The sequence below is a fragment of the Rhizobium sp. YTUHZ044 genome (assembly GCF_051123975.1).
Classification (GTDB): Bacteria; Pseudomonadota; Alphaproteobacteria; order Rhizobiales; family Rhizobiaceae; genus Rhizobium.
Map to the genome: position 1 here is coordinate 1,045,928 of NZ_CP101426.1, position 20,213 is coordinate 1,066,140.

13 protein-coding genes are annotated in these 20,213 nt (G+C 62.2%); 4 read left to right on the forward strand and 9 right to left on the reverse strand.

Annotated features, from left to right (window positions below; genetic code table 11):
* Positions 1-34 precede the first annotated feature (34 nt).
* Positions 35-2,992, forward strand: a complete 2,958-nt coding sequence (locus tag NL154_RS05145; RefSeq protein WP_434733697.1) for a bifunctional [glutamine synthetase] adenylyltransferase/[glutamine synthetase]-adenylyl-L-tyrosine phosphorylase — start codon at positions 35-37, stop codon at positions 2,990-2,992.
* On the opposite strand, the gene NL154_RS05150 is transcribed toward NL154_RS05145, so the two are convergent.
* Both NL154_RS05150 and pepN read right to left on the reverse strand, forming a co-directional pair.
* Positions 2,989-5,292 carry a PAS domain-containing sensor histidine kinase gene (locus tag NL154_RS05150; protein WP_210628566.1) on the reverse strand — a complete coding sequence of 768 codons (2,304 nt, stop codon included), beginning with the start codon at positions 5,290-5,292 and terminating at the stop codon, positions 2,989-2,991. The genes NL154_RS05145 and NL154_RS05150 overlap by 4 nt on opposite strands.
* Positions 5,293-5,484: 192 nt before the next feature.
* Positions 5,485-8,133 carry an aminopeptidase N gene (gene pepN / locus NL154_RS05155; protein ID WP_210628565.1) on the reverse strand — a complete coding sequence of 883 codons (2,649 nt, stop codon included), beginning with the start codon at positions 8,131-8,133 and terminating at the stop codon, positions 5,485-5,487.
* A 415-nt stretch (positions 8,134-8,548) separates the two neighbouring features.
* Between pepN and NL154_RS05160 the strand changes: the two genes are divergently transcribed.
* Together NL154_RS05160 and NL154_RS05165 are read left to right on the forward strand one after the other, a co-directional pair.
* On the forward strand, positions 8,549-9,487 hold the full coding sequence (locus tag NL154_RS05160) for a DMT family transporter (RefSeq protein ID WP_210628564.1): 939 nt from the start codon (positions 8,549-8,551) through the stop codon (positions 9,485-9,487).
* Between the two features lie 230 nt (positions 9,488-9,717).
* Positions 9,718-10,611 (forward strand): hypothetical protein, encoded by an 894-nt coding sequence (locus NL154_RS05165; RefSeq protein ID WP_221147749.1) that lies wholly within the window; start codon positions 9,718-9,720, stop codon positions 10,609-10,611.
* Here the strand turns inward: NL154_RS05165 and NL154_RS05170 are convergent.
* The 6 genes from NL154_RS05170 to NL154_RS05195 form a co-directional block, all read right to left on the reverse strand.
* On the reverse strand, positions 10,591-10,737 hold the full coding sequence (locus NL154_RS05170; RefSeq protein WP_210628562.1) for a hypothetical protein: 147 nt from the start codon (positions 10,735-10,737) through the stop codon (positions 10,591-10,593). The two genes, NL154_RS05165 and NL154_RS05170, sit on opposite strands and share 21 nt — an antisense overlap.
* Positions 10,738-10,828: 91 nt before the next feature.
* Positions 10,829-11,020, reverse strand: coding sequence for a hypothetical protein (locus NL154_RS05175; RefSeq protein ID WP_168294200.1), 192 nt, complete (start codon positions 11,018-11,020; stop codon positions 10,829-10,831).
* 132 nt (positions 11,021-11,152) lie between these two features.
* On the reverse strand, positions 11,153-12,046 hold the full coding sequence (locus NL154_RS05180; protein WP_210628561.1) for a uracil-DNA glycosylase: 894 nt from the start codon (positions 12,044-12,046) through the stop codon (positions 11,153-11,155).
* 68 nt (positions 12,047-12,114) lie between these two features.
* A complete protein-coding gene (locus tag NL154_RS05185) occupies positions 12,115-13,407 on the reverse strand; it encodes an Hsp70 family protein (RefSeq protein WP_210628560.1) in 1,293 nt (430 codons plus the stop codon).
* A gap of 206 nt (positions 13,408-13,613) precedes the next feature.
* A complete protein-coding gene (locus tag NL154_RS05190; protein ID WP_434733698.1) occupies positions 13,614-16,736 on the reverse strand; it encodes an efflux RND transporter permease subunit in 3,123 nt (1,040 codons plus the stop codon).
* Positions 16,733-18,052: an efflux RND transporter periplasmic adaptor subunit gene (locus tag NL154_RS05195; RefSeq protein ID WP_434733699.1), complete on the reverse strand. Its 1,320-nt coding sequence runs from the start codon at positions 18,050-18,052 to the stop codon at positions 16,733-16,735. Before NL154_RS05195 ends, NL154_RS05190 begins: the two co-directional genes overlap by 4 nt.
* A 273-nt stretch (positions 18,053-18,325) precedes the next feature.
* Here NL154_RS05195 and NL154_RS05200 point away from each other — a divergent pair, with 273 nt between their 5' ends.
* Complete coding sequence (locus NL154_RS05200) at positions 18,326-19,207, forward strand: phosphotransferase family protein (protein WP_434733700.1); 882 nt, start codon at positions 18,326-18,328, stop codon at positions 19,205-19,207.
* Between the two features lie 6 nt (positions 19,208-19,213).
* Here NL154_RS05200 and NL154_RS05205 read toward each other — a convergent pair whose 3' ends face one another.
* Complete coding sequence (locus NL154_RS05205; protein ID WP_210628556.1) at positions 19,214-20,002, reverse strand: SDR family oxidoreductase; 789 nt, start codon at positions 20,000-20,002, stop codon at positions 19,214-19,216.
* Positions 20,003-20,213: the final 211 nt, after the last annotated feature.

Sequence of the window (20,213 nt, forward strand, 5' to 3'; positions counted from 1 at the left end):
ATCGCCTCTTCTTTTGCAGAGCCAGGGAGAGCGCATGCTGACGAAATCGACGCATGGCCTGAAGGATGTCGCCGAAGGGCTGCTGCGTCCGCTGAGCCAGACGGAGCTGAAGCTGGCGCTGGCCGATCTTCAGGAGGCGAGCAAAAGCGAGCCCACGGTGGCCGCAATGCTGAAGACGGAGGGGCCTTTGCGCGATTTCGTCGCCGCCGTGCTGACGCTGTCACCCTACCTGCGCGAAATCGTCAATCTCGATCCGGCCGTCCTCGCCGGCGCCATCAGCAAACCGTTGGAGCCGCAGATCGAGGCGCTGATCGCCGAGGCGCGAAGCTCATGGCGGCCGGATGGCGAGGGAGCGGCGCCGGTGGAATCCATGGTGATGACCAGGCTGCGCATCGTCAAGCGCAAGGCCGCTTTCCTCGTTGCACTCGCCGATCTCTCGCGCATCTTCGACAGCCGGACGACAACGGCCTGGCTGAGCGCGCTTGCCGAAGCCTCGGTCGCAGCCGCGATCGACCATCTGCTGCTCACGGCGCATGAGGGCGGGAAGCTCAGGCTGCGCGATCCGGCGAAACCAAGTGAGGGCTCTGGCCTGATCGTTCTCGGCATGGGCAAGCTCGGCGCGTCCGAACTCAACTATTCCTCCGATATCGATCTCGTCGTTTTCTTCGACGAACAGGCCGGCATCGTGCCCGACCCGGATGATGCGATCGAGATCTTTCCCAGGATGATGCGCCGGCTGGTGCGCATCCTGCAGGAGCGCACGGCGGACGGCTATGTCTTCCGCACCGATCTGAGACTGCGTCCGGATCCCGGCTCGACGCCGCTGGCGATCCCGGTCGACGCGGCGATGATCTATTATGAGGGCAGGGGCCAGAACTGGGAGCGGGCGGCCTTCATCAAGGCGCGCGCCGTGGCCGGAGACCTTGCGGCCGGCGCGGAATTCCTGCGCGGCCTGTCGCCTTTTGTCTTCCGCAAATATCTCGACTACGCGGCGATATCAGATATCCATTCGATCAAGCGGCAGATCCACGCGCATAAGGGTCACGGCGCGATCGCGGTCAAGGGCCATAATGTCAAGCTCGGCCGCGGCGGCATCCGTGAGATCGAATTCTTCGTCCAGACGCAGCAGCTGATCGCCGGCGGCCGCATGCCGGCGCTGCGCGGCCGGTCGACGGAGGAGACACTCGGTGAACTCACCAAGGCGAAATGGATCGATGCGCAGACGCGCGACGAACTGACGGAGGCCTATTGGTTCCTGCGTGATGTCGAGCATCGCATCCAGATGGTGCGCGACGAGCAGACGCATCTTCTGCCGGAGACCGATGCCGACTTGAAGCGCATCGCCTTCATGATGGGCTTTACCGACACGCCGAGCTTCTCCGAAAGGCTGGTCGGCGTGCTGAAGACGGTCGAGCGTCGCTATGCCCGCCTGTTTGAGCAGGAGACCAGGCTTTCCACCGAAACCGGAAACCTCGTCTTCACCGGCCAGGGCGACGACCCGGATACGCTGGAGACGCTGAAGAAGCTTGGCTTCACCAGGCCATCCGACATTTCCCGCGTCATCCGCACCTGGCATTACGGCCGCTATCGCGCGACGCAATCGGTGGAGGCGCGCGAAAGACTGACGGAGTTGGGGCCCGAACTCCTTCGCGTCTTCGGCGAAAGCAAGCGTGCCGATGAGGCGCTGCTGCGCTTCGACAGCTTCATCTCGGGTCTTCCGGCCGGCATCCAGCTCTTTTCGCTGCTCGGCAGCAATCCGGCGCTCCTGTCGCTGATCGTCAACATTATGTCCTCGGCGCCCCGGCTGGCCGAGGTGATCGCCGCCAAGCCGCATGTCTTCGACGGCATGCTCGATCCAGGCCTGATGGCGGAGCTGCCGACACGCGACTATCTCGGCGAACGCCTGAAGGGCTCTCTTGCCCAGGCCCGCCACTATGAGGAAGTGCTAGACCGGCTGCGCATCTTCGCCGCCGAACAGCGCTTCCTGATCGGCATCCGCCTGCTCACCGGCGCAATCAATGGCGCAATGGCCGCTCGCGCCTTCACCCATCTCGCCGATCTCATCGTCGCGGCCGCACTCGATGCCGTGACGAGCGAGATGCGGGCTGCGCATGGCGATTATCCCGGCGGCCGCATCGCCATCTCAGGCATGGGCAAGCTCGGCAGCTTCGAGCTGACGGCAGGTTCCGACATCGATCTGATCCTGCTCTATGATTATGACGACGCGGCTTCCGAATCCGATGGGCGGAAGCCGCTCGATGCGACGCGTTATTTCACTCGCATTACCCAGCGATTGATCGCCGCCTTGTCGGCGCCGACCGCCGAGGGCGTGCTTTACGAGGTCGACATGCGGCTGCGCCCGTCCGGCAACAAGGGCCCGGTCGCCACCCGCATCAATGCCTTCGGCAAGTACCAGCGCCAGGAGGCCTGGACCTGGGAGCATATGGCGCTCAGCCGCGCCCGCCTGATTTCGGGCGATGAAAGCCTGATTGCCGAGGCGGAACATATTATCCGCGAGGTGCTGACTTCGGATCGCGACATCGCCAAGGTGGCGCATGACGTTGCCGAGATGCGCGAACTGATCGACAAGGAAAAGCCGCCATCCGGTCTCTGGGACTTGAAGCAGATCCCCGGCGGCGTCATCGATCTCGAATTCATTGCCCAGTACCTGGCGTTGATCGCGCCAACGAGGGGCGTCGGGATTGCCGTGAACGGCAAGAGCACCGGCGAGGCTCTTAAGCTGCTCGGCGACCGGCTGATGTCGGCGGCCGATCTCGACACATGCCTGGAAGCCTTTGCGCTCTACACCAGTCTTTCACAGCTGATCCGACTCTGCATCGAGAGCGAGTTCGACCCGAAAGACGCGCCTGCCGGCCTCATCGAGCTCGTCTGCCGTGCCGGCGACTGCCCTGACATCAGAACCCTTGAGGGAGAGGTGAAGCGGCTTTCGAAAGCAGTGAGAAAGATATTCGTCAAAACCGTGAAAGCTTAGACATCATCCGGAATACGCAGCGAGATCACTGTGCCCACCGCCTCGCGGGAGCGGATCTTCATGCGGCCACCGTGCAGCGAGGTCAGCGAGCGCGAGATGGCAAGCCCGAGGCCGGAGCCGCCCTTGCTCTTGGCGTATTGGCTCTGCACCTGTTCGAACGGCTGGCCGATCTTTGAGAGCGCTGAACGGGGAATGCCGATGCCGGTGTCGGCGATGGTGACGAAGACGGCGCCGTCGACGCGGCGCGTGCGCACCGCGATGCGGCCGCCATTGTCGGTGAACTTCACCGCATTGGAGAGCAGGTTGAGCAGCACCTGTTTCATCGCCCGGCGGTCGGCCGTCAGCGTCAGGCCCGACGAGATGCGCTGTTCGATGACGATGTTCTTTTCGGCGGCCGGAATGGCGGTGAAACGCAGGCTTTCTTCGATCAGCGGCACGAGGTCGATGCGCTCGCAGTGCAGCTTCAAGTGGCCAGCCTCGATCTTCGACATGTCGAGAATGTCATTGATGACGTTGAGCAGATGTTTGCCGCTGTCATGGATATCGCGGGCGTATTCGTCGTATTTCAGCGAGCCGAGCGGCCCGAACATCTGGTTCTGCAGGATCTCGGAGAAGCCGAGGATCGCGTTGAGCGGGGTGCGCAGCTCATGCGACATATTGGCGAGGAATTCCGACTTCGCCTTGTTGGCGGCTTCGGCGCGCTCCTTCTCCGCCTGGTAATTGGCGTTGGCCGTCGATAGCTCGGCCTTCTGAAGCTCCAGCGTCTGACGCGAGGCGGAGAGATCGCCGATTGTCGCCATCAGCCGGCGTTCGGATTCGCGCAGCCGCTCCTGATGACGTTTCATCAGCGTGATATCGGTGCCGACCGAGACCCTGCCACCGTCGCGGGTACGTCGTTCATTGATCTGCAGCCAGCGCTCGTCGGCAAGCTGCACTTCCGTCGTGCGCCCCGAGCCGTCGGCATCGGCGACCCGCCGCTCGATGACGGGGCGGGCGGCGGCTGCGTTGACGATGGAGCGCTCGGTGCCGGGTACCAGCACGTTGTCCGGCAGACCATAGGCCTGCTGGAAATGGGTGTTGCACATGACGAGCCGGTCGTTCTTGTCCCACAGCACGAAGGCTTCGGAGGTGCATTCGATGGCGTCGGCGAGCCGCTGGTCGGCTTCCGCATAGCGCTGGGCGAGCCGATGCTGTTCGGTCACGTCCATGGCGATGCCGATCAAGTGCATGCGGCCGGAATTGCTGCGGATCACCTGGGCGCGGGCGCGCATCCAGACATAGTGGCCGCCGGCGTGGCGCATGCGGAAGATCTGGTCGACCTGGCCGGAATGTCCGTTGGCGATGGCGCGTGCGATCTCGTAGAGCCCGCCGTCATCCGGATGCATGAGCCGCGCGGCCTCGCCGAAGCCCATCGTCTTATCGGATCCCGGCAGGCCGAGCATGTCATACATCGAGCGCGACCAGAAGAATTCGCGGTTCTCGAAATCGAAATCCCAGAGGCCGCAGCGGCCACGCGACAGCGCCGTCTCGACGCGCAGATTCGACTCCAGGAAGATGTCGTCGGCATCGCGGGCGCGTTTCACCTGAGTGTAATAGGCGTAGAGGATAACGAGCAGGATCGAGGATATGCCGGCAAACAGCGTGACGTTGAGCGCCAGCTCCTCGCGCCAGACCTGGCTGATCTCCTCGAGCGAGGTGGCGGCGACGATATAGCCGCCGGCATTGCCCATCAAAGTGATCTCAGCATAGTGCGGCACGCCGCCAATCGTAGTTTCGATGACGCCGGCACGATCGCCGAAACGCCGGATCGCCGATACCTCCGGGAAGAAATCGCCGACATTGCTGCCGACATGCGAGAGCCCGGCGGTCGTTGCGGCGAAAACCTTGCCGCTGGCCTGCACCAGCAGCACGAAAGCACCGCTGTCCAACCGGTCCTGCGGCAGGTACTTGGTGAGGCGGGTCTGCGCCTGGCCGATATCGCCGCTGTCGAAAATCTGGGCCGCATCGGCAAACACGGCCGAGGCTGTTGACGCCGAGAGTGCTGTGGCATGGCGGGCGGAAGCCTCAAGTCGGGCATACTCGCTCGCCATGCCGAAGAAATGCGAGGCGGCGACGACGGAGAGGAAGGCGATGATCAGCGCCGGAATGGTGCGCTTCAGGATGAGCTCCGCCTTCGGCAGATGACGAAGGAGCGGTTCCGATGTCGCGTGACCCGAAAGGCTGTTTCGCCAGGCTTTCAGCCCGTCAAAATCGACACGCAGCCGTCCTCCGGCCACGGTTGCCCGCCGCACGTCCATCATCTCTTCGCCTTGTCCCTCGTGTGATTCGCGCGCCGCTCGCCCGAACCTGACCTAGAGAATCACGGGTGATTCGCCTTGTCCAGAGGCAAAGGTAAAAAACCGTTAACTATTTAAATTTCTGTATTTTTTGCGCTATTCTAATCAGCCGGCCGGCTGGCCGTCAGCATCCTGCGCGGCCGCCGGTTCGGCAAATCACCCCTTAAGCGTGCGCTCCACAATGTCGCGCACGTCAGTGGAAAGGTTGGGCGCCTGTTCGATCCTGCTCAATGCGGCGCGGGCATGATCGGCACGTGTTGGCTCCAGCGAGCGCCAGGAGCGCATCGATGTCAGAATGCGGGCGGCAAGCTGCGGGTTGCGTTCGTCGATTTCAAGAATCTCGCCGGCGAGAAAACGATAGCCTTCGCCGTCGGCACGGCCGAAGCCGGTCGGATTGGCAAAGGCGAAAGTCCCGACCAGTGCCCGCATCCTGTTCGGATTGGTCCGCCTGAAGAGCGAATTCTCCATGAGGGCACGCACCCGTTCCAGGGTCTTGGCGCCTGGAATGCCGGCCTGAATGGAGAACCATTTGTCGATGACGAGCGCGTTTTCTGCGAAGCGGTCGCGGAAGGTGGCCAGCGCCTCACCCGTCTCCGCACTCTCGGGAAAATGATGAACGAGAAGCGTCAGCGCATGGCTGAGATCGGTCATATTGTTGGCCGCGTCGAAGGCGGCCTTGGCGCGAGCCGGCGTCTGCTCGGCATAGGTGAGATAGGTGAGGGCGCTGTTGCGCAGCGCGCGCAGGCCGGCGCTTTTTGCATCCGGGCTGAAATCGTTTGATGTTGTCATTGCGGCGTAGAGGCCGGCAAAGACGTTCTTTCCGGCATCGGCGATCTGTTTCAGGATCGCCTGCCGGCCGGCATGGATGGCATCGGGATCGATGTTGCCGCCGAGTTCGCGGGCAATATCGGATTCGCTCGGCAGTGCCAGCGCCTGGGCGCGGAAGGCGGGCTCGAGGCTCTCGTCGGCGGCAGCCGCAATCAGCGTCTCGACGAAGGTCGCCTCGCAGGCGACGGGCTTGCCCTCACGCGCGTCGCGGGCGGCCTTGAGAAGGTTCGGCAGCGCCAGGTCGGTCAGCGCCTGCCAGCGGGCGAAATGATCCGTCTCATACCGGGCGAGGCGAGCAAGATCGGCCGGGCTTTGATCGAAATGCAGGTTGATTGGCGCCGAGAAGCTGCGGTTGATCGAGACGACCGGGCGCGAGCCGATGCCGTGGAATACCGCCGTCTGCGTGCGGCCGGTCAGGTGCAGCACCTCGTCGGCATATTCGGCGCCGCTGACGGAGCTCGGCTCGATCTTGCCGCCGTTTTCGCCGAAGAGCGCGAGGCTAAGCGGAATATGCATCGGTTCCTTGCTCGAATGGCCGGGTGTCGCCGGGACCATCTGTTCGAGCGACAGGGTGAAGGTGCCGGCCGCCGGATCATAGCCGCCCGATGCGGTGACCAGCGGCGTGCCGGCCTGATGGTACCAGAGCGAGAATTGCGTGAGGTCGCGCCCGCTTGCATCCTCGAAGCATTTGACGAAGTCCTCGATCGTCACGGCTTGGCCGTCATGGCGGTTGAAATAGAGGTCCATGCCCTTCTTGAAATCGTCCCTGCCGATGAGCGTCGCGATCATCCGCGTGACTTCGCTGCCTTTCTCGTAGACCGTCCGCGTGTAGAAATTGTTGATCTCGCGATACGTCGTCGGCCGCACCGGATGGGCGAGCGGGCCGCCATCCTCCGGAAACTGCTCGGATTTCAGGTGACGCACATCGGCGATGCGCTTGACCGGGCGCGAGCGCTGGTCGGAGGAAAATTCCTGGTCGCGATAGACCGTCAGGCCTTCCTTGAGGCACAGCTGGAACCAGTCGCGGCAGGTGATGCGGTTGCCGGTCCAGTTGTGGAAATATTCATGCGCGATGACCGCTTCGATATTGGCGTAGTCGGCATCGGTCGCGGTCTCGGGATCGGCAAGGACATATCTGTCGTTGAAGACGTTGAGACCCTTGTTCTCCATTGCCCCCATGTTGAAGTCGGAGACAGCGACGATCATGAAGATGTCGAGATCATATTCGCGCCCGAACCGCTCTTCGTCCCACTTCATCGAGCGCTTCAGCGCATCCATCGCATAAGCTGCGCGGGACTCCTTGCCGTGTTCGACATAGATCTTCAGCACCACTTCGCGGCCGGACATGGTGGTGAAGGTGTCTTCGACGACGCCGAGATCGCCGGCAACGAGGGCGAAGAGATAGCTTGGCTTCGGATGCGGGTCGAACCAGGCGGCGAAATGCTTGCCGGGGCCGTAGCCGGCGCCGCCGAGAAAGTTGCCGTTCGACAGCAGCAACGGGTTGGCGTCCTTGTCGGCGATGATGTTGACCGTGAACGGTGCAAGCACGTCGGGCCGGTCGGGGAAATAGGTGATGCGGCGGAAGCCTTCCGCCTCGCACTGCGTGCAGTAGATGCCGCCGGTGCGATAGAGGCCCATCAGCTGGGTATTGGCTTCAGGATTGATGATCGTGGTGATCGTCAGCTCGAAGGGAGCGCTCTCCGGCAGGTCGCGGACCGTCAGGCTTTCCGGCGTCGCGTCATAACGTGAAGGGTCAAGCTCCACCTGGTCGAACAGCAGCCCCGCCAGTGTCAGCTCGTCGCCGTCGAGCACGATCGGCGCCGCAATGTCGGCGCCCGGACGACGATGAAAGATGAGACGCGCTTCGACCTTCGTCTCCGTCGGATCAAGTTCGAATGTCAGGTCCACGCGTTCCAGCACGAAGTCGGTGGGACGGTAATCTGCCAGGTGAATGACCTGGCCGTTATCTGTTCGCATGGTGTTTCCTGAAGACCGTTATTTGACAACCGCGGATACAGAGGCGGGCGCACTCTGCCTAAATTGCCGGGCATGATTACATTAAAGTCTGAACTAAAGTTAAAGCAAATTGCCCGCGAACGCGAAGTTCGCAGGCAAAATATCTATTGGAAGCGGATGAACGTGGCTGTCGGCCGAAACGCTATACCGGATCGAGCGCCGCAGCGCCGCTCTGCGTCGGCTGCACGATGCGGCCAGTCGAGGCCGCCGCAATTCGCTTGGTGGTATTTCGCCTGACCGGCCGGATTGGATGCGAAAAGCGATAAATTTTCGCCCAACTCGATTTTCTTTAGCTACGATGACAGACGTCACTCGCCGCGTCCCCGAGTCGGACGCGTCTCCCCGTTCCTGTTAAGTCAGCATCAGAGCCAGGATCATGCACTCGGTTTTCAGAAACCCGATGAGAGGCATTGCGCTGAAAGTCTCATCGGTCGTGGTCTTCCTGGCCATGCAGACCTTCATCAAGCTGGCCGGCCCGGATATCCCGCCGGGCCAGGTCACCTTCTGCAGGTCCTTCTTCGCGCTCTTCCCGATCATGGCCTATCTCGCCTATATCGGCCAGCTACGCGCGGCCTTCCACACGGCCAACCCGGTCGGCCACCTGAAGCGGGGCACGATCGGCATCCTGTCGATGGCTTTTGGTTTTTACGGCCTGCTGCATCTGCCGCTGCCGGAGGCGATCGCGCTCGGCTACGCCTTGCCGCTCGTCGCCGTTGTCTTCGCCGCGGTTTTTCTCGGCGAAACCGTGCGCATCTATCGCTGGAGCGCCGTCCTCGTCGGCATTGTTGGCGTCGCCATCGTCTCCTGGCCGAAGCTGACGCTGTTGCGTGACGGCGGCATGCAAGCCGAACAGGCCCTCGGCGCGCTTTGCGTGCTGCTCTCGGCCGTTCTCGGCGGCATGGCGATGATCCAGGTGCGTCGTCTCGTCGAGGAGGAGAAGACCGCGACGATCGTGCTGTATTTTTCGCTTACCGCGTCGGTCTTCTCGCTGGCTTCCCTTCCTTTCGGCTGGCTCGTCCTGCCATGGCCGTCGGCGCTTTATCTGATCGCTGCCGGCTTTTGCGGCGGCGTCGCTCAGATTCTGCTGACGGAAAGCTACCGCCACGCGGATGTCTCCACCATCGCGCCGTTCGAATATACCTCGATCCTGCTCGGCGGTATCGTCGGCTACTTCGTCTTCGGCGACGTGCCAACTGTCACCATGCTGATCGGTACCGTCATCGTCGTTGCCGCCGGTATCTTCATCATCTATCGCGAGCATCAGCTGGGCATCGAACAGCGCGAGGCGCGCAAGGCGACGACGCCGCAAGCCTGAGGCTCACGGCCGGCAAGATTTCAGCGCGTCGATCGACATCGCGCGAGGCTTGCTTCCGGTGAGCGAAAAGAATGGCGAATTCTTGGGATGGCGTCGACCTGCGGAATGTGGTTGTTGAACATGAGAAACTATCATTTATTCAACGCTATGCATGTCTGAATGAGCCGCTTTACGGCTTTTGATATTACTGCTCCGAACGCTGTGTGCGAGCGGAGATGGAGAAAAGCATAATGGCGTTCACGGCGGAGCAATTGGCGGGGAACTGCTCCTTTTTGATGAGCATCCGCTTTCTGGCTGGGCAGACGCGCGGCATGTTCGACGCCGGTCCACGTCTGGCGCGACTGCTCGCCTCCCATCAGCGCTGGCTCCTGACTCAGACCGCCTATGCCCTCCACCTGGAATATGATCCGCGCGACCCGACGTCGGGTTTCACCGCCGTTCGGCTGACCGGCCGCATCACCGCACACAAGGTGGCGAGCCGTAACACCGTGCTCGCCTTCATCGAAGAACTTTATACCTACCGCTTCATCACCCACACGCCTGGTGACGAGCGGCGCCGTCCACGACATTTCGAACCGGCCAATGTCAGCCACCAGGCGATGTTTGGCTGGATCCACGCCAATCTGGCCGCCCTCGACCTGCTCGACAGCGGCGAAAGGGCGGCCTTTTTCCAGGCAAATCCAGCATTGATGAAGCTCGTTCAGCCGCGCATTGCCCGCCATTGCCTGGAAGATGCCGCCTGGCGGGAGCCGCCGGAGCGGGTGGCGCAGTTTCTCTGGACGGAAGCGGGCGGCCTCGTCGTCGACAACTTCATAAGCCGGATGGATGCGGAGAACACCGAGTCCGACAGGTTTCTCGTCGGCCGCGTCGAAACCCGCGCGCTCGCCGCCGATTTCATGATGTCGCGCACGCACCTGCAGCGGCTCTTGGCAAAGGCGGCGCAGCGCGGCTGCGTCGGCTGGCTCGACGAGCCGCGCAAGACGCGCCTTTGGATATCGCGGGATTTCGTCGAAGAATATTGCGCCTGGCAGGCCGTCAAGTTCGCCTATGTCGACGAGGCCTTCGAATGGGCGAAGGCCCAGATCGACGCGCCGACGGAGGGATCACAACACGATCGCTCCTGAGCCCGAGGCGGCATCGGCTGGCTTTAGCGACAGCTCGCGCTCATATTCGCGCGCGGCGCAGACCGCGGCGCGGATATGCTCGAATGTTTCGATGTTGCGCAGAAGCGATAGCAGGATCGTTGACATGGTGGATGATTCTGACATGAAAATGCAGCAAATTCAGAGTGCTACAGCACGAACCGCTCGTCTGGAGAGATGCGGCCTGTAGCGATTGCGCTCAGTATTGCTGGAAGTCCGAGAAAATGGCGTTCGGGCGCGCCGTGCGGCTGTTGATGCCGGTGCCGCGGGCAATCATCTGTTCGTTCGTGGCGAAGCCGAAGCGGCTGTAGCCATGTGTGGAGCGAAGCTGGTCGCCGGCAAGGCGAAGGGTTTCAAACCCGGAATGGATAGGACGATATCTTTTGTTCATGGCCTTGGTTCCTGTGATTCCTCCCAAGACACAGGCTTATATTGCAGTGCAACATAGATTCTGCAAGGCATGCTGACGCGGTGCAGCCATGCGAAAAATGCATGGCGCGCTTCATAAATTATTCAACTTCGGCTAATTTCTGAGCAAGGAGAGGGAAATGAGTTTCGCCTGAAAAGCGAGAAGATCGTTCCAGGCCAGCCGCTTGTTGACTGGCGCGGTTAACAGATCCTGGGGATGCAGGCTGGCGATGGCCGGAATGGCACGATCCGCGATGACGATGTCCTTCCAGCGGCCCCGCAGGCCGTGAATCGTGTCGTTTTCCCCGAAGAAGAATCGCGCCGCGAAATTGCCGAGCAGCAGAATCGCCTGCGGTTCGATGAGCGCGATCTGTCGTTCGATGAAGGGCCGGCAGATGTCGATCTCGGCCGCCGATGCCGCCCGGTTGCCCGGCGGGCGCCAGGGGATGACCTGCGTCAGCAGAACGCTCGAGCGGTTCAGCCCGATCGCCGCCAGCATCTTGTCGAACAACTGGCCGGACTTACCCGAGAAGGGCAGGCCTTCACGGTCGTCTTCGGCGCTCGGCGCCGAGCCGATCACCATGATGCCGCTTTCGGCGTCGCCGCTGGCAAAAATGGTCGAGCGGGCGCTGTGCTTGAGATTGCAACCGTTGAAGGCTTCGATCGCGGTCTTCAACTCGCTGAGCGACCGAGCAGCTTCGGCGACGAAACGCGCCTGCTGCACGGCCTCGCCGTCCGGGATCGCCGGCTGCGGCCCGGAGACCTGCGCTGGATGCGCCGCTGCAGTCGGACGAGGCGATGTCTGGCGATGCCCAGGGAGAGGACGTTCCTCGGCAATGGGCCTTTCCTGCTGCGCCTGCGCCGCCGGACGGCGCGCGGACTTCATCGCCTCGAATTCGGCGAAGCGGTCGACCGCCTCTTCTTCCAGCAGCCATTCCACGCCGGCATCCGCATGGAAATGCAGAAGCGCTGCAAGCTCGGCGGGCGAAAGGTCGTTGGCGGAGATCATGCGGCAAATCTAGCGAAGAGATCGTGGCATTGAAAGGGCGGGCGGCACATTGGCCGCGCTCGCCGACTTTATTGCACAGTCCATTGTGCGATGTCGTCGCGTTCGCCGATCAGCGCCAGTCCGTGGGCGATCGACAACAGCTCGCCGCCGCTTTCGATCCGGTCACGCTCAAACCGCTCGGTGAAGATGCGGCGCACCGCCGGCACGAAGGAGGTGCCGCCGGTCAGGAATACCTTGTCGATGTCAGCAGGCTTCGTCTCGGTCTTGACGAGCACCTCGTCGAGTGCGCCTTCGATGCGGGCGAGATCCTCGGCGATCCAGCCTTCGAAGTCGCGGCGCTTGACGCTGCGCTGTCCGCCGCGGCCAAGCGGCGCGAAGTCGAAAGGCGCCTCGTCGGCAGCCGAGAGCGCCATCTTCGTCGCCGACACCGCCTGGTAGAGTGGATAGCCTTCGTCATGGTCGATGAGGTCGATGAAAATTTCGAGCTTTTCCGGCTCCAGGCTGGTGCGCACCAGTTTCTTCAGATCCTCGAATTCGCGCGTGGTCTTGAAGATCGACAGCTGGTTCCAGCGGCCGAAGCTGGAATAGTAGTTGGACGGCACCTCGAGAATCTTGTCGAAGCTCTTGAAGTGGCTGCCCTTTCCGATCAGCGGTGCGACAATGTTGTCGATCATTCGATAATCGAAATGATCGCCGGCGACGCCGACACCGGAATGGCCGATCGGCGTTGCCGTCAGCCTTCCGGCGACGGTTTCGAAGCGGATTAGCGAATAGTCGGTCGTGCCGCCGCCGAAATCGGCGACCAGCACCGTCGCATCCTGCTTCAGGTTCTGCGCGAAATAGAAGGCGGCGGCGACCGGTTCGTAGACATAGTGGATTTCGGGAAAGCCGAAACGCGACAGCGCCTCGTTGTAGCGTTCGGTCGCGAGCGCCGGATCGGGGCTGGCGCCGGCGAAATGCACCGGACGGCCGGTGACGATGCGGCTGACATCCGAGGGCCAGCTGTCGCCGGCATAGTTGCGAAGGCGCCGCACGAAGACCTCCATCAGGTCCTCGAAATTGTGCCGCTTGGCGAAGATCAGCGTGCCCTGGAACAGCGCGCTTGCCGCAAAGGTCTTGATCGACTGCAGGAACCGGCATTCGCCGGGATTGTCGATGAATTGCCGGATCGCCGCATGGCCCGCCTCCACCTTCAGCGCCGAGGCGCCGAGCTGGGCGTCCTTCATGAAGGAAAGTGCCGTCCGCATGCTGTCGGCCGTCCCGGCCGCGCTTGTGAACGTCATCGAGCCCGTTGCTCCGCCATCCGCCATGGCGAGAACCGTATTCGTCGTGCCGAAGTCGAAACCCAGCGCCTGAGCCATGCCCGCACCTCTTCATGCCGATTGTTGTTGGAGACGGAGCAGCGCTCCGCAAGGGCGTAAGGACGCCCGGATCAAGGAGGGCGGTTGATGCCACAGGGGCGTGACACATTCAAGTGGATTGAAGATCGAGGCGCTCTGCCATTTCCGCTTCTTCGCCGATCGGCGGCAGGAAGCGGACCAGCAAGGCCCGGCATCGCCAGAACGCCTTACTCGGCGGCCAGCGCCCTTGTCTCCTGCAGCACTGGTTCCTCGACCCTCTTACGACCGCCCACCAACCGGCCGAGGAAGTTTCCGAACCGGTCCATCTCGACGAAGATGACGGGGGTGATGAACAGCGTCAGCAGCTGCGATACGACGAGGCCGCCGACCACGGCGATGCCGAGCGGCTGGCGCAGCTCCGAGCTGGCGCCGGTGCCGAGCGCGATCGGCAGGGCGCCGAGCAGGGCGCAGAACGTCGTCATCATGATCGGCCGGAAGCGTCGTACGCAGGCCTCGTGGATCGCCGCCGTCGCCTTTTCCCCCGTCGTGCGCATGGTCTCAACCGCCACGTCGATCATCATGATCGCGTTTTTCTTGACAATGCCGATCAACATCAACAAGCCGATGAGGGCGATGATCGACAGGTCGAACCCCATGATGTCAAGCGCCAGCAGCGCACCGAACGCCGCCGCGGGCAGGCCGGACAGAATGGTGAGCGGATGGATGAAGCTTTCATAGAGGACGCCGAGCACGACATAGATGGTCAGCACCGCCGCCAGGATCAGATACGGCGTATTGCCTTGCGACTGTGCGAAGATCTCGGCCGTGCCGCCATAGGAGGTGAAGACATCGGCCGGCAGGCCGATCTCCTTCTTGATCTGGTCGATCGCTGCCGTCGCGTCGCTGAGCGAAACCCCTTCCGGCAGGTTGAAGGAAACGGTGGTCGAGACGAGCTGGCCCGTCTGGTTGATCGTCACGGGGCCGGTGGTGCGCTGCACGTGCGCGAAGTTCGAAAGCGGCACCAGACTGCCATTGGACGAGGCGATGCGAATCTCCGACAGCTTCTGGTCGTCCCAGGGTTTGCTGGTGTCGTATTCGACGATGACGTCGTAGCTGTCGCCGGTCGACTGGATCTCCGCCGCTGCATATCCGCTGAAGGACTCCTGCAGCGTCGTGCGCAGCGTATCGTTGTCGATCCCAAAGGCCGCCGCCCGCTCGGTATCGATGACGATATTGGCTTGCAGGGCGTTGTTCTGGGCATCCGATGTCACATCGGTAAACAGCCCGCGGTCAACACGCATCGCCGCCTGGATCTTGCCGGCCCAGAGGTTGGTCTGGTCGGCGCTCAGCGCCTGAATGACCAGCTGATATTGGCTGGCGGTCTGGCGGCCACCGAAGCGCAGGCTCTGGTTCGGCGTCACGAAGGCCTGCAATCCGGGGATCTTGTTGATCGCAGTGCGCAGCTCACGCAATGTCTGATCAAGCGGCGGGCGCTCCTTCTTGTCCTTGAGTTCGACGAACATCGAGCCATTGTTCTGCGGTCTGTTTGGATTGCCGCCGATCGTCGACATCACGTGGTTGACCGCCGGGTTCGCCTTGACGGCGGCTGCCGCCTGCTGCTGCAGCGCCTCCATGGCGGAATAGGAAATGTCCTGCCGGGCCTGCGTGCTGATCGACAGGCGGCCGATATCCTCCTGCGGGAAGAAGCTCGTCGGCAGCGTCATGAAGAAATAGACCGTCAGCGCCACCGAGCCCAGGAACACGCCGAGGATCGTCAGACGATGGCGAAGGCACCAGCCGACTGCCATGTCGTAGCCGTTGAGCGTCCGCTCGAAGCCGGCATCGAAGAGGCGAATGAGGAGCGGCGGCCGGCTGTGATTGTTGGAAAGACGCGAGCCGAGCATCGGCGTCACCGTCAGCGAGACGATCGCCGACGAGATGATGGCGATGGCGACCACCATGCCGAATTCGTTGAACACGCGGCCGACGACGCCGCCCATCAAGAGAATCGGGATGAAGACGGCGATCAGCGAAACCGACATGGAAATGATGGTGTAGCTGACTTCGCCCGCCCCCTTGATCGCCGCTTCGCGCACCGGCATGCCTTCTTCGACGTGACGCAGGATGTTTTCGAGCATGACGATCGCATCGTCCACCACCAGACCCACCGCGAGCGTTAGCCCCAACAGCGAGATATTGTCGATGCTGTAGCCGAGCACATACATCATCCCGAAGGTCGAGATCAGCGACAGCGGAACGGCAAGCCCCGGAATGATCGTCGCCGTCGCATGGCCGGTGAAGAGGTAGATGACGAAAACCACGAGGCCGATGGTCAGGAACAGCGTGAACTTCACATCGGTGATGGCGGCGCGAATGGGTTTTGCAGCGTCGTTCATGACCACGGTCGTCATCGAAGACGGGATTTCGGCGTGAAGTTGCGGCAGCTTGGCGTTGATCGCATCGACGACATCGACCGTGTTGGCATCGGGCTGACGCTGAATAGCGAGGATGATGCCGCGCTGGCCATCATACCAGCTGCCGGTATACTGGTTCTCGACCCCATCCTGCACATCGGCGACGTCGCCGAGATGGATCGGCGCACCGTTCGGATTGGCAATGACGAGCGAGCGGAATTGTTCGGCATTGGCGCGCTGCGTGTTCGCGGTGATGGTCATGCTCTGCGAGTTATTCTGCAGCGTGCCGACAGGCTGCTGGCTGTTGGCGGCAGCAAGCGCCTTGTTGACGGTATCGATGCCGATGCCGCGGGTGAGCAGTTTGTTGGGGTCGACTTCGACGCGCACGGCGTAGGTCTGCGCCCCATAGACGCTCACCTGGGCAACGCCGGGCAGCGTCGAAAGCGATGGCGAGATGATGTCCTCGGCGATCTCGTCGAGCTTGCTGCGGGGCATGGTGTTGCTCTGCACGGAAAGCAGCATCACAGGCGCATCGGCGGGGTTGGTCTTGCGATAGCTCGGTGGTGTCGTCAGGTTGTCGGGCAGCTGCCGGGTCGCGTGTGAGATCGCCGCCTGCACGTCGGCAGCGGCCGCATCGATATCGCGGTTGAGATCGAACTGCAGCACGATGCTGGTGCTGCCGAGCGAGCTCGAGGCGCTGATTTCGCTGATCCCGGGAATGGTCTCGAACTGCTTGATCAGCGGCGTGGCAACGGAGGTTGCCATCGTCTGCGGCGAGGCGCCGCTCAGCTGCGCCGACACGTTGATCGTCGGAAAATCCACCTGCGGCAGGGCTGCAACCGGCACGAGCCGGTAGCCGGCAAGACCGGCCAGAATGACGCCGATGGCAAGCAGCGTCGTCGCGACGGGGCGCTGGATACAGAAATTCGGGATCATTGCTGCGCTCCCACCGCGATCGTCTCGGACTGCTGCGGTTGCCGAGTCGCTTCGGCAGACGCGACGTCAAGCGTCTTGTCGTCGAACTGCTCGTTGATCGTCTGCTGGTCGCTGAGCTGACCCTGGCCTTCGACCACGACATGGTCGCCTGCCTGAAGCCCGGATTCGATGGCAGTGAAGCCGCCATTGGCGCGGGCGACGGTGACCGGTGTCAGATGTGATTTGCCGTCTTTGGTGACAAAGGCGAAGAACCCGTCGGGGCCGGGACTGACGGCAACCGTCGGCACCACCACCTGCTGTTCGTCGTTGTTGAAGTGCACGACGATGTTGACCGATTGGCCGGGCCAGAGCGCACCGGAGGCATTCTCGAACTGTGCCTTGGCCAAGATCGTGCCGGAGGCGGTATCGACCGTGTTGTCGTAGAAGCTGATTTCGCCCTTGCGGACTTGCCCCTTGGCGGAGGCGGGAACCGTGCTGACTTCGACCGGACCGACTGCCAGCGCCTTCTTCAGGACGCGCAAATAGCGCTCCTGCAGGTGGAATTTCACATAGATCGGGTCGTATTTCGCGATGGTGACGATTGCCGAGCCGGCATTGAGGAAGGCGCCCTTGCTGACGGCAATATCGCCGAGCCGGCCGTCGAAGGGCGCCCGGATATCCGTATTCTCGAGGATGATTTGATCCGAGGCGAGGGTGGCCTTGTCAGCCTCGACTGTGGCCGTGGCGGTGTCGCGGGCAGCTCTTGCCTGGTCGAGGCTCTGCTGGGTGCCGGCCTTCTGGTCGAACAGGTCCTGTGCGCGAACCAGGGCCGTCTCCGCTTCCGAAAGCGTTGCCGTATCCCGGACGATCATCGCATTGTCCTTGTCGACCGCCGCCTTCGCCGTCCGGTCGTCGAGCTTGGCGATCAGATCGCCGGCTTTGACGGTGGCTCCATCCTGCGCATTGATGCTGACGATCAGGCCCTGTTCCTGTGCGGCCATGGTCGTATTGTCGTCGGCATCGGCCCAGCCGGACGCGGTGACATCCGTCGGCAGCGTCGTTTTCACCGCAGCGACTGTTTTGACGACGGTCGGACCGCCGCCGCGTCTGCGCCCGCCACCCTGGTGTTGCCCGCCATTCTCGGCCTGGTCGGTCGGCGCCTGATTGGTCTGCGTCTGATCGCCCTGTGCCTGCCTGCCGCCATTGCCGCCGGCCGGCTGCTTGATGAGCTGCGAGAGGTAGGGAATGTGCGCGGCATAGGGGACCAGATTCCCGAATTGCCAAACGCCGACCGCGGCGATTGCGACAAAACTGACGGTGATCCAAAATTTCTTCATGGGCGAGACCGGGGTTTGAGCAAGGGTGCGAATTTATGCTTGATTGAGCAGCTTATATTGCGGCGCAAAAAGGACATAATTCCCGTGTCGCGATCACTAAGTGGTTATAACGGCTTAAATTTTTGTAATGAATGTTCCGTAATATTCAAATTGCACTAATATAGTCCGGGTGCCACTTGGCGCGGCTTCGGCGGCTGCACGCCGACAGTTCCCGACGGGCCGATGCTGCTCGCCTGCACCCAAGGAACAGGGAAACAGAAAAGGCAGGTCGTCATGACAGAGTTGAACGTCAGCGAATTTCGCACCCTCATCACAAGCGTGTTTCCTGAACTGACGGGCTCCGTTTTCAAGCTCGCGGCAAAGGGCTGGGATTCGATGGCGGTCGACGTCGACGACACGCTGATTTTCAAGTTTCCCCGCCATATCGGCGCCGAAAGAGCGCTCGTGAAGGAAGCCGCCTTGCTCGATATCGTTCGACCGTCGCTGTCAATGGCGGTGCCCGACATGCGCATTCACGACGGGCCGCCGATCTTCTCCAGCCATGCCAAGCTCGAGGGGCAACATCTCATTGCCGAAGATTACGATGCGCTCGGGCAGGGCGACCGCCAGCGCCTGGCGGAGGATCTCTCGCGTTTCTACGCCGAACTGCACGCGCTCGATGCCGATCGCGTGCGGGCGGCCGGCGCCGGAGTGATCCAGCCATGGCAATCGCCAGAGGCGGTTCGAACGAAGGCTTTGCCGGTGCTGCCGGCTGATATCAAAGGCTTTGCCGAGACCGTTGTTTCGGATTTCGAAGCCTTGCCGCCGGATCCCTACGGCAACATCTACGGTTTCTTCGACGGTCACGGCTGGAATATGGCCTTCGACTATCGGCAGGGTAGGCTCAACGGCATTTACGATTTCGCCGATTCAGGTTTTGGTCCATTGCACCAGGAGTTCATCTATTCGAACTTCATCTCGCCCGATCTGACCGCGCGCATCGTCTCGGCCTATGAATTCCTGACCGGACGCAGGCTCGACCGACGGCGTATTGCGATCCTGACCGGCTTCCATCGGCTTTCCGAACTCGCCGAACTCGCCGACGATCCGGCCAATGTCGAACAGATGATCCGGAGCGCGGCGACCTGGGCCGCCGCGGCGGCCCGTGCGGCCTGAGCGGCTCTAGACGGACCGTGCCGCGCCGCCGTCGCAGCGGATCAGCGAGCCGGTAATGTAGCTTGCGGGCTGGCTGCACAGGAAGGCGGCCGTTGCGGCAAATTCCTCGACCCTGCCATAGCGGCCGACGGGAATGCGCGCCTCCTTGTCGGCGCGAATTTCCTCGAGGCTTTTGCCCGTCCGCTTTGCCGCGGCGCCGTCAAGATCGTCGAGCCGCCTCGTCAAGATGCTGCCCGGCAGAAGCAGGTTGGTGGTGATGCCGAAGCTCGCCACTTCGGAGGCAAGCGTCTTGCTCCAGCCGGCAAGCGCCGGGCGCAGCGTGTTCGACAGGGCCAGGTTGGGGATCGGTTCGATCACGCCTGATGAGGCGACCGTCAGGATGCGGCCCCAGCCTTGCGCCTTCATATCAGGCAGCAGCGCGTTGGTGAGCGTGATCACCCGCGCGACCATGGAGAGGAAATAGGTTTCGAGCTTTTCGGCCGTCATCTCTTCGGTCGTGCCGGGCGTTGGTCCGCCGGTATTGTTGACGAGGATGTCGAGGCCGCCGAACTTCTCCTTCACCGCCGTCGTTGCCGTCTCGACAAAGCGCTCGTCGCCAAGATCAGCCCAGATCCAGTCGGCCCGGCCATTGCCTTCGTTGTTGATCGCCGCGCAATTGGCCTCCAGCTGTTCGCCACTGCGCCCGCACAACAGCACGTTTGCGCCTTCGCGCGCGAGTGCCGCGGCGATGCCGAGGCCAAGCCCGCGCGAGGAGGCGAGAACGAGCGCCCGTTTTCCCTTGATACCGAGATCCATGATTTTCTCCGATGTCTTCGAGGGATGTATAAGGCGCGGGCGACGAAAAAGGAAAGGGAGGGTTGGGTCTCGCTGGTTTCGCAATTGACGTTAACGTAAGCGTTATTGTAACTCTCGTATCGGCAGAAATGTCTTTGTGCGAATTGAGGATTGGCTGTCGCATCCCGGCTCGACAATGCGTCGCGGTTTTGACAAGACAGTGGCCATGGGA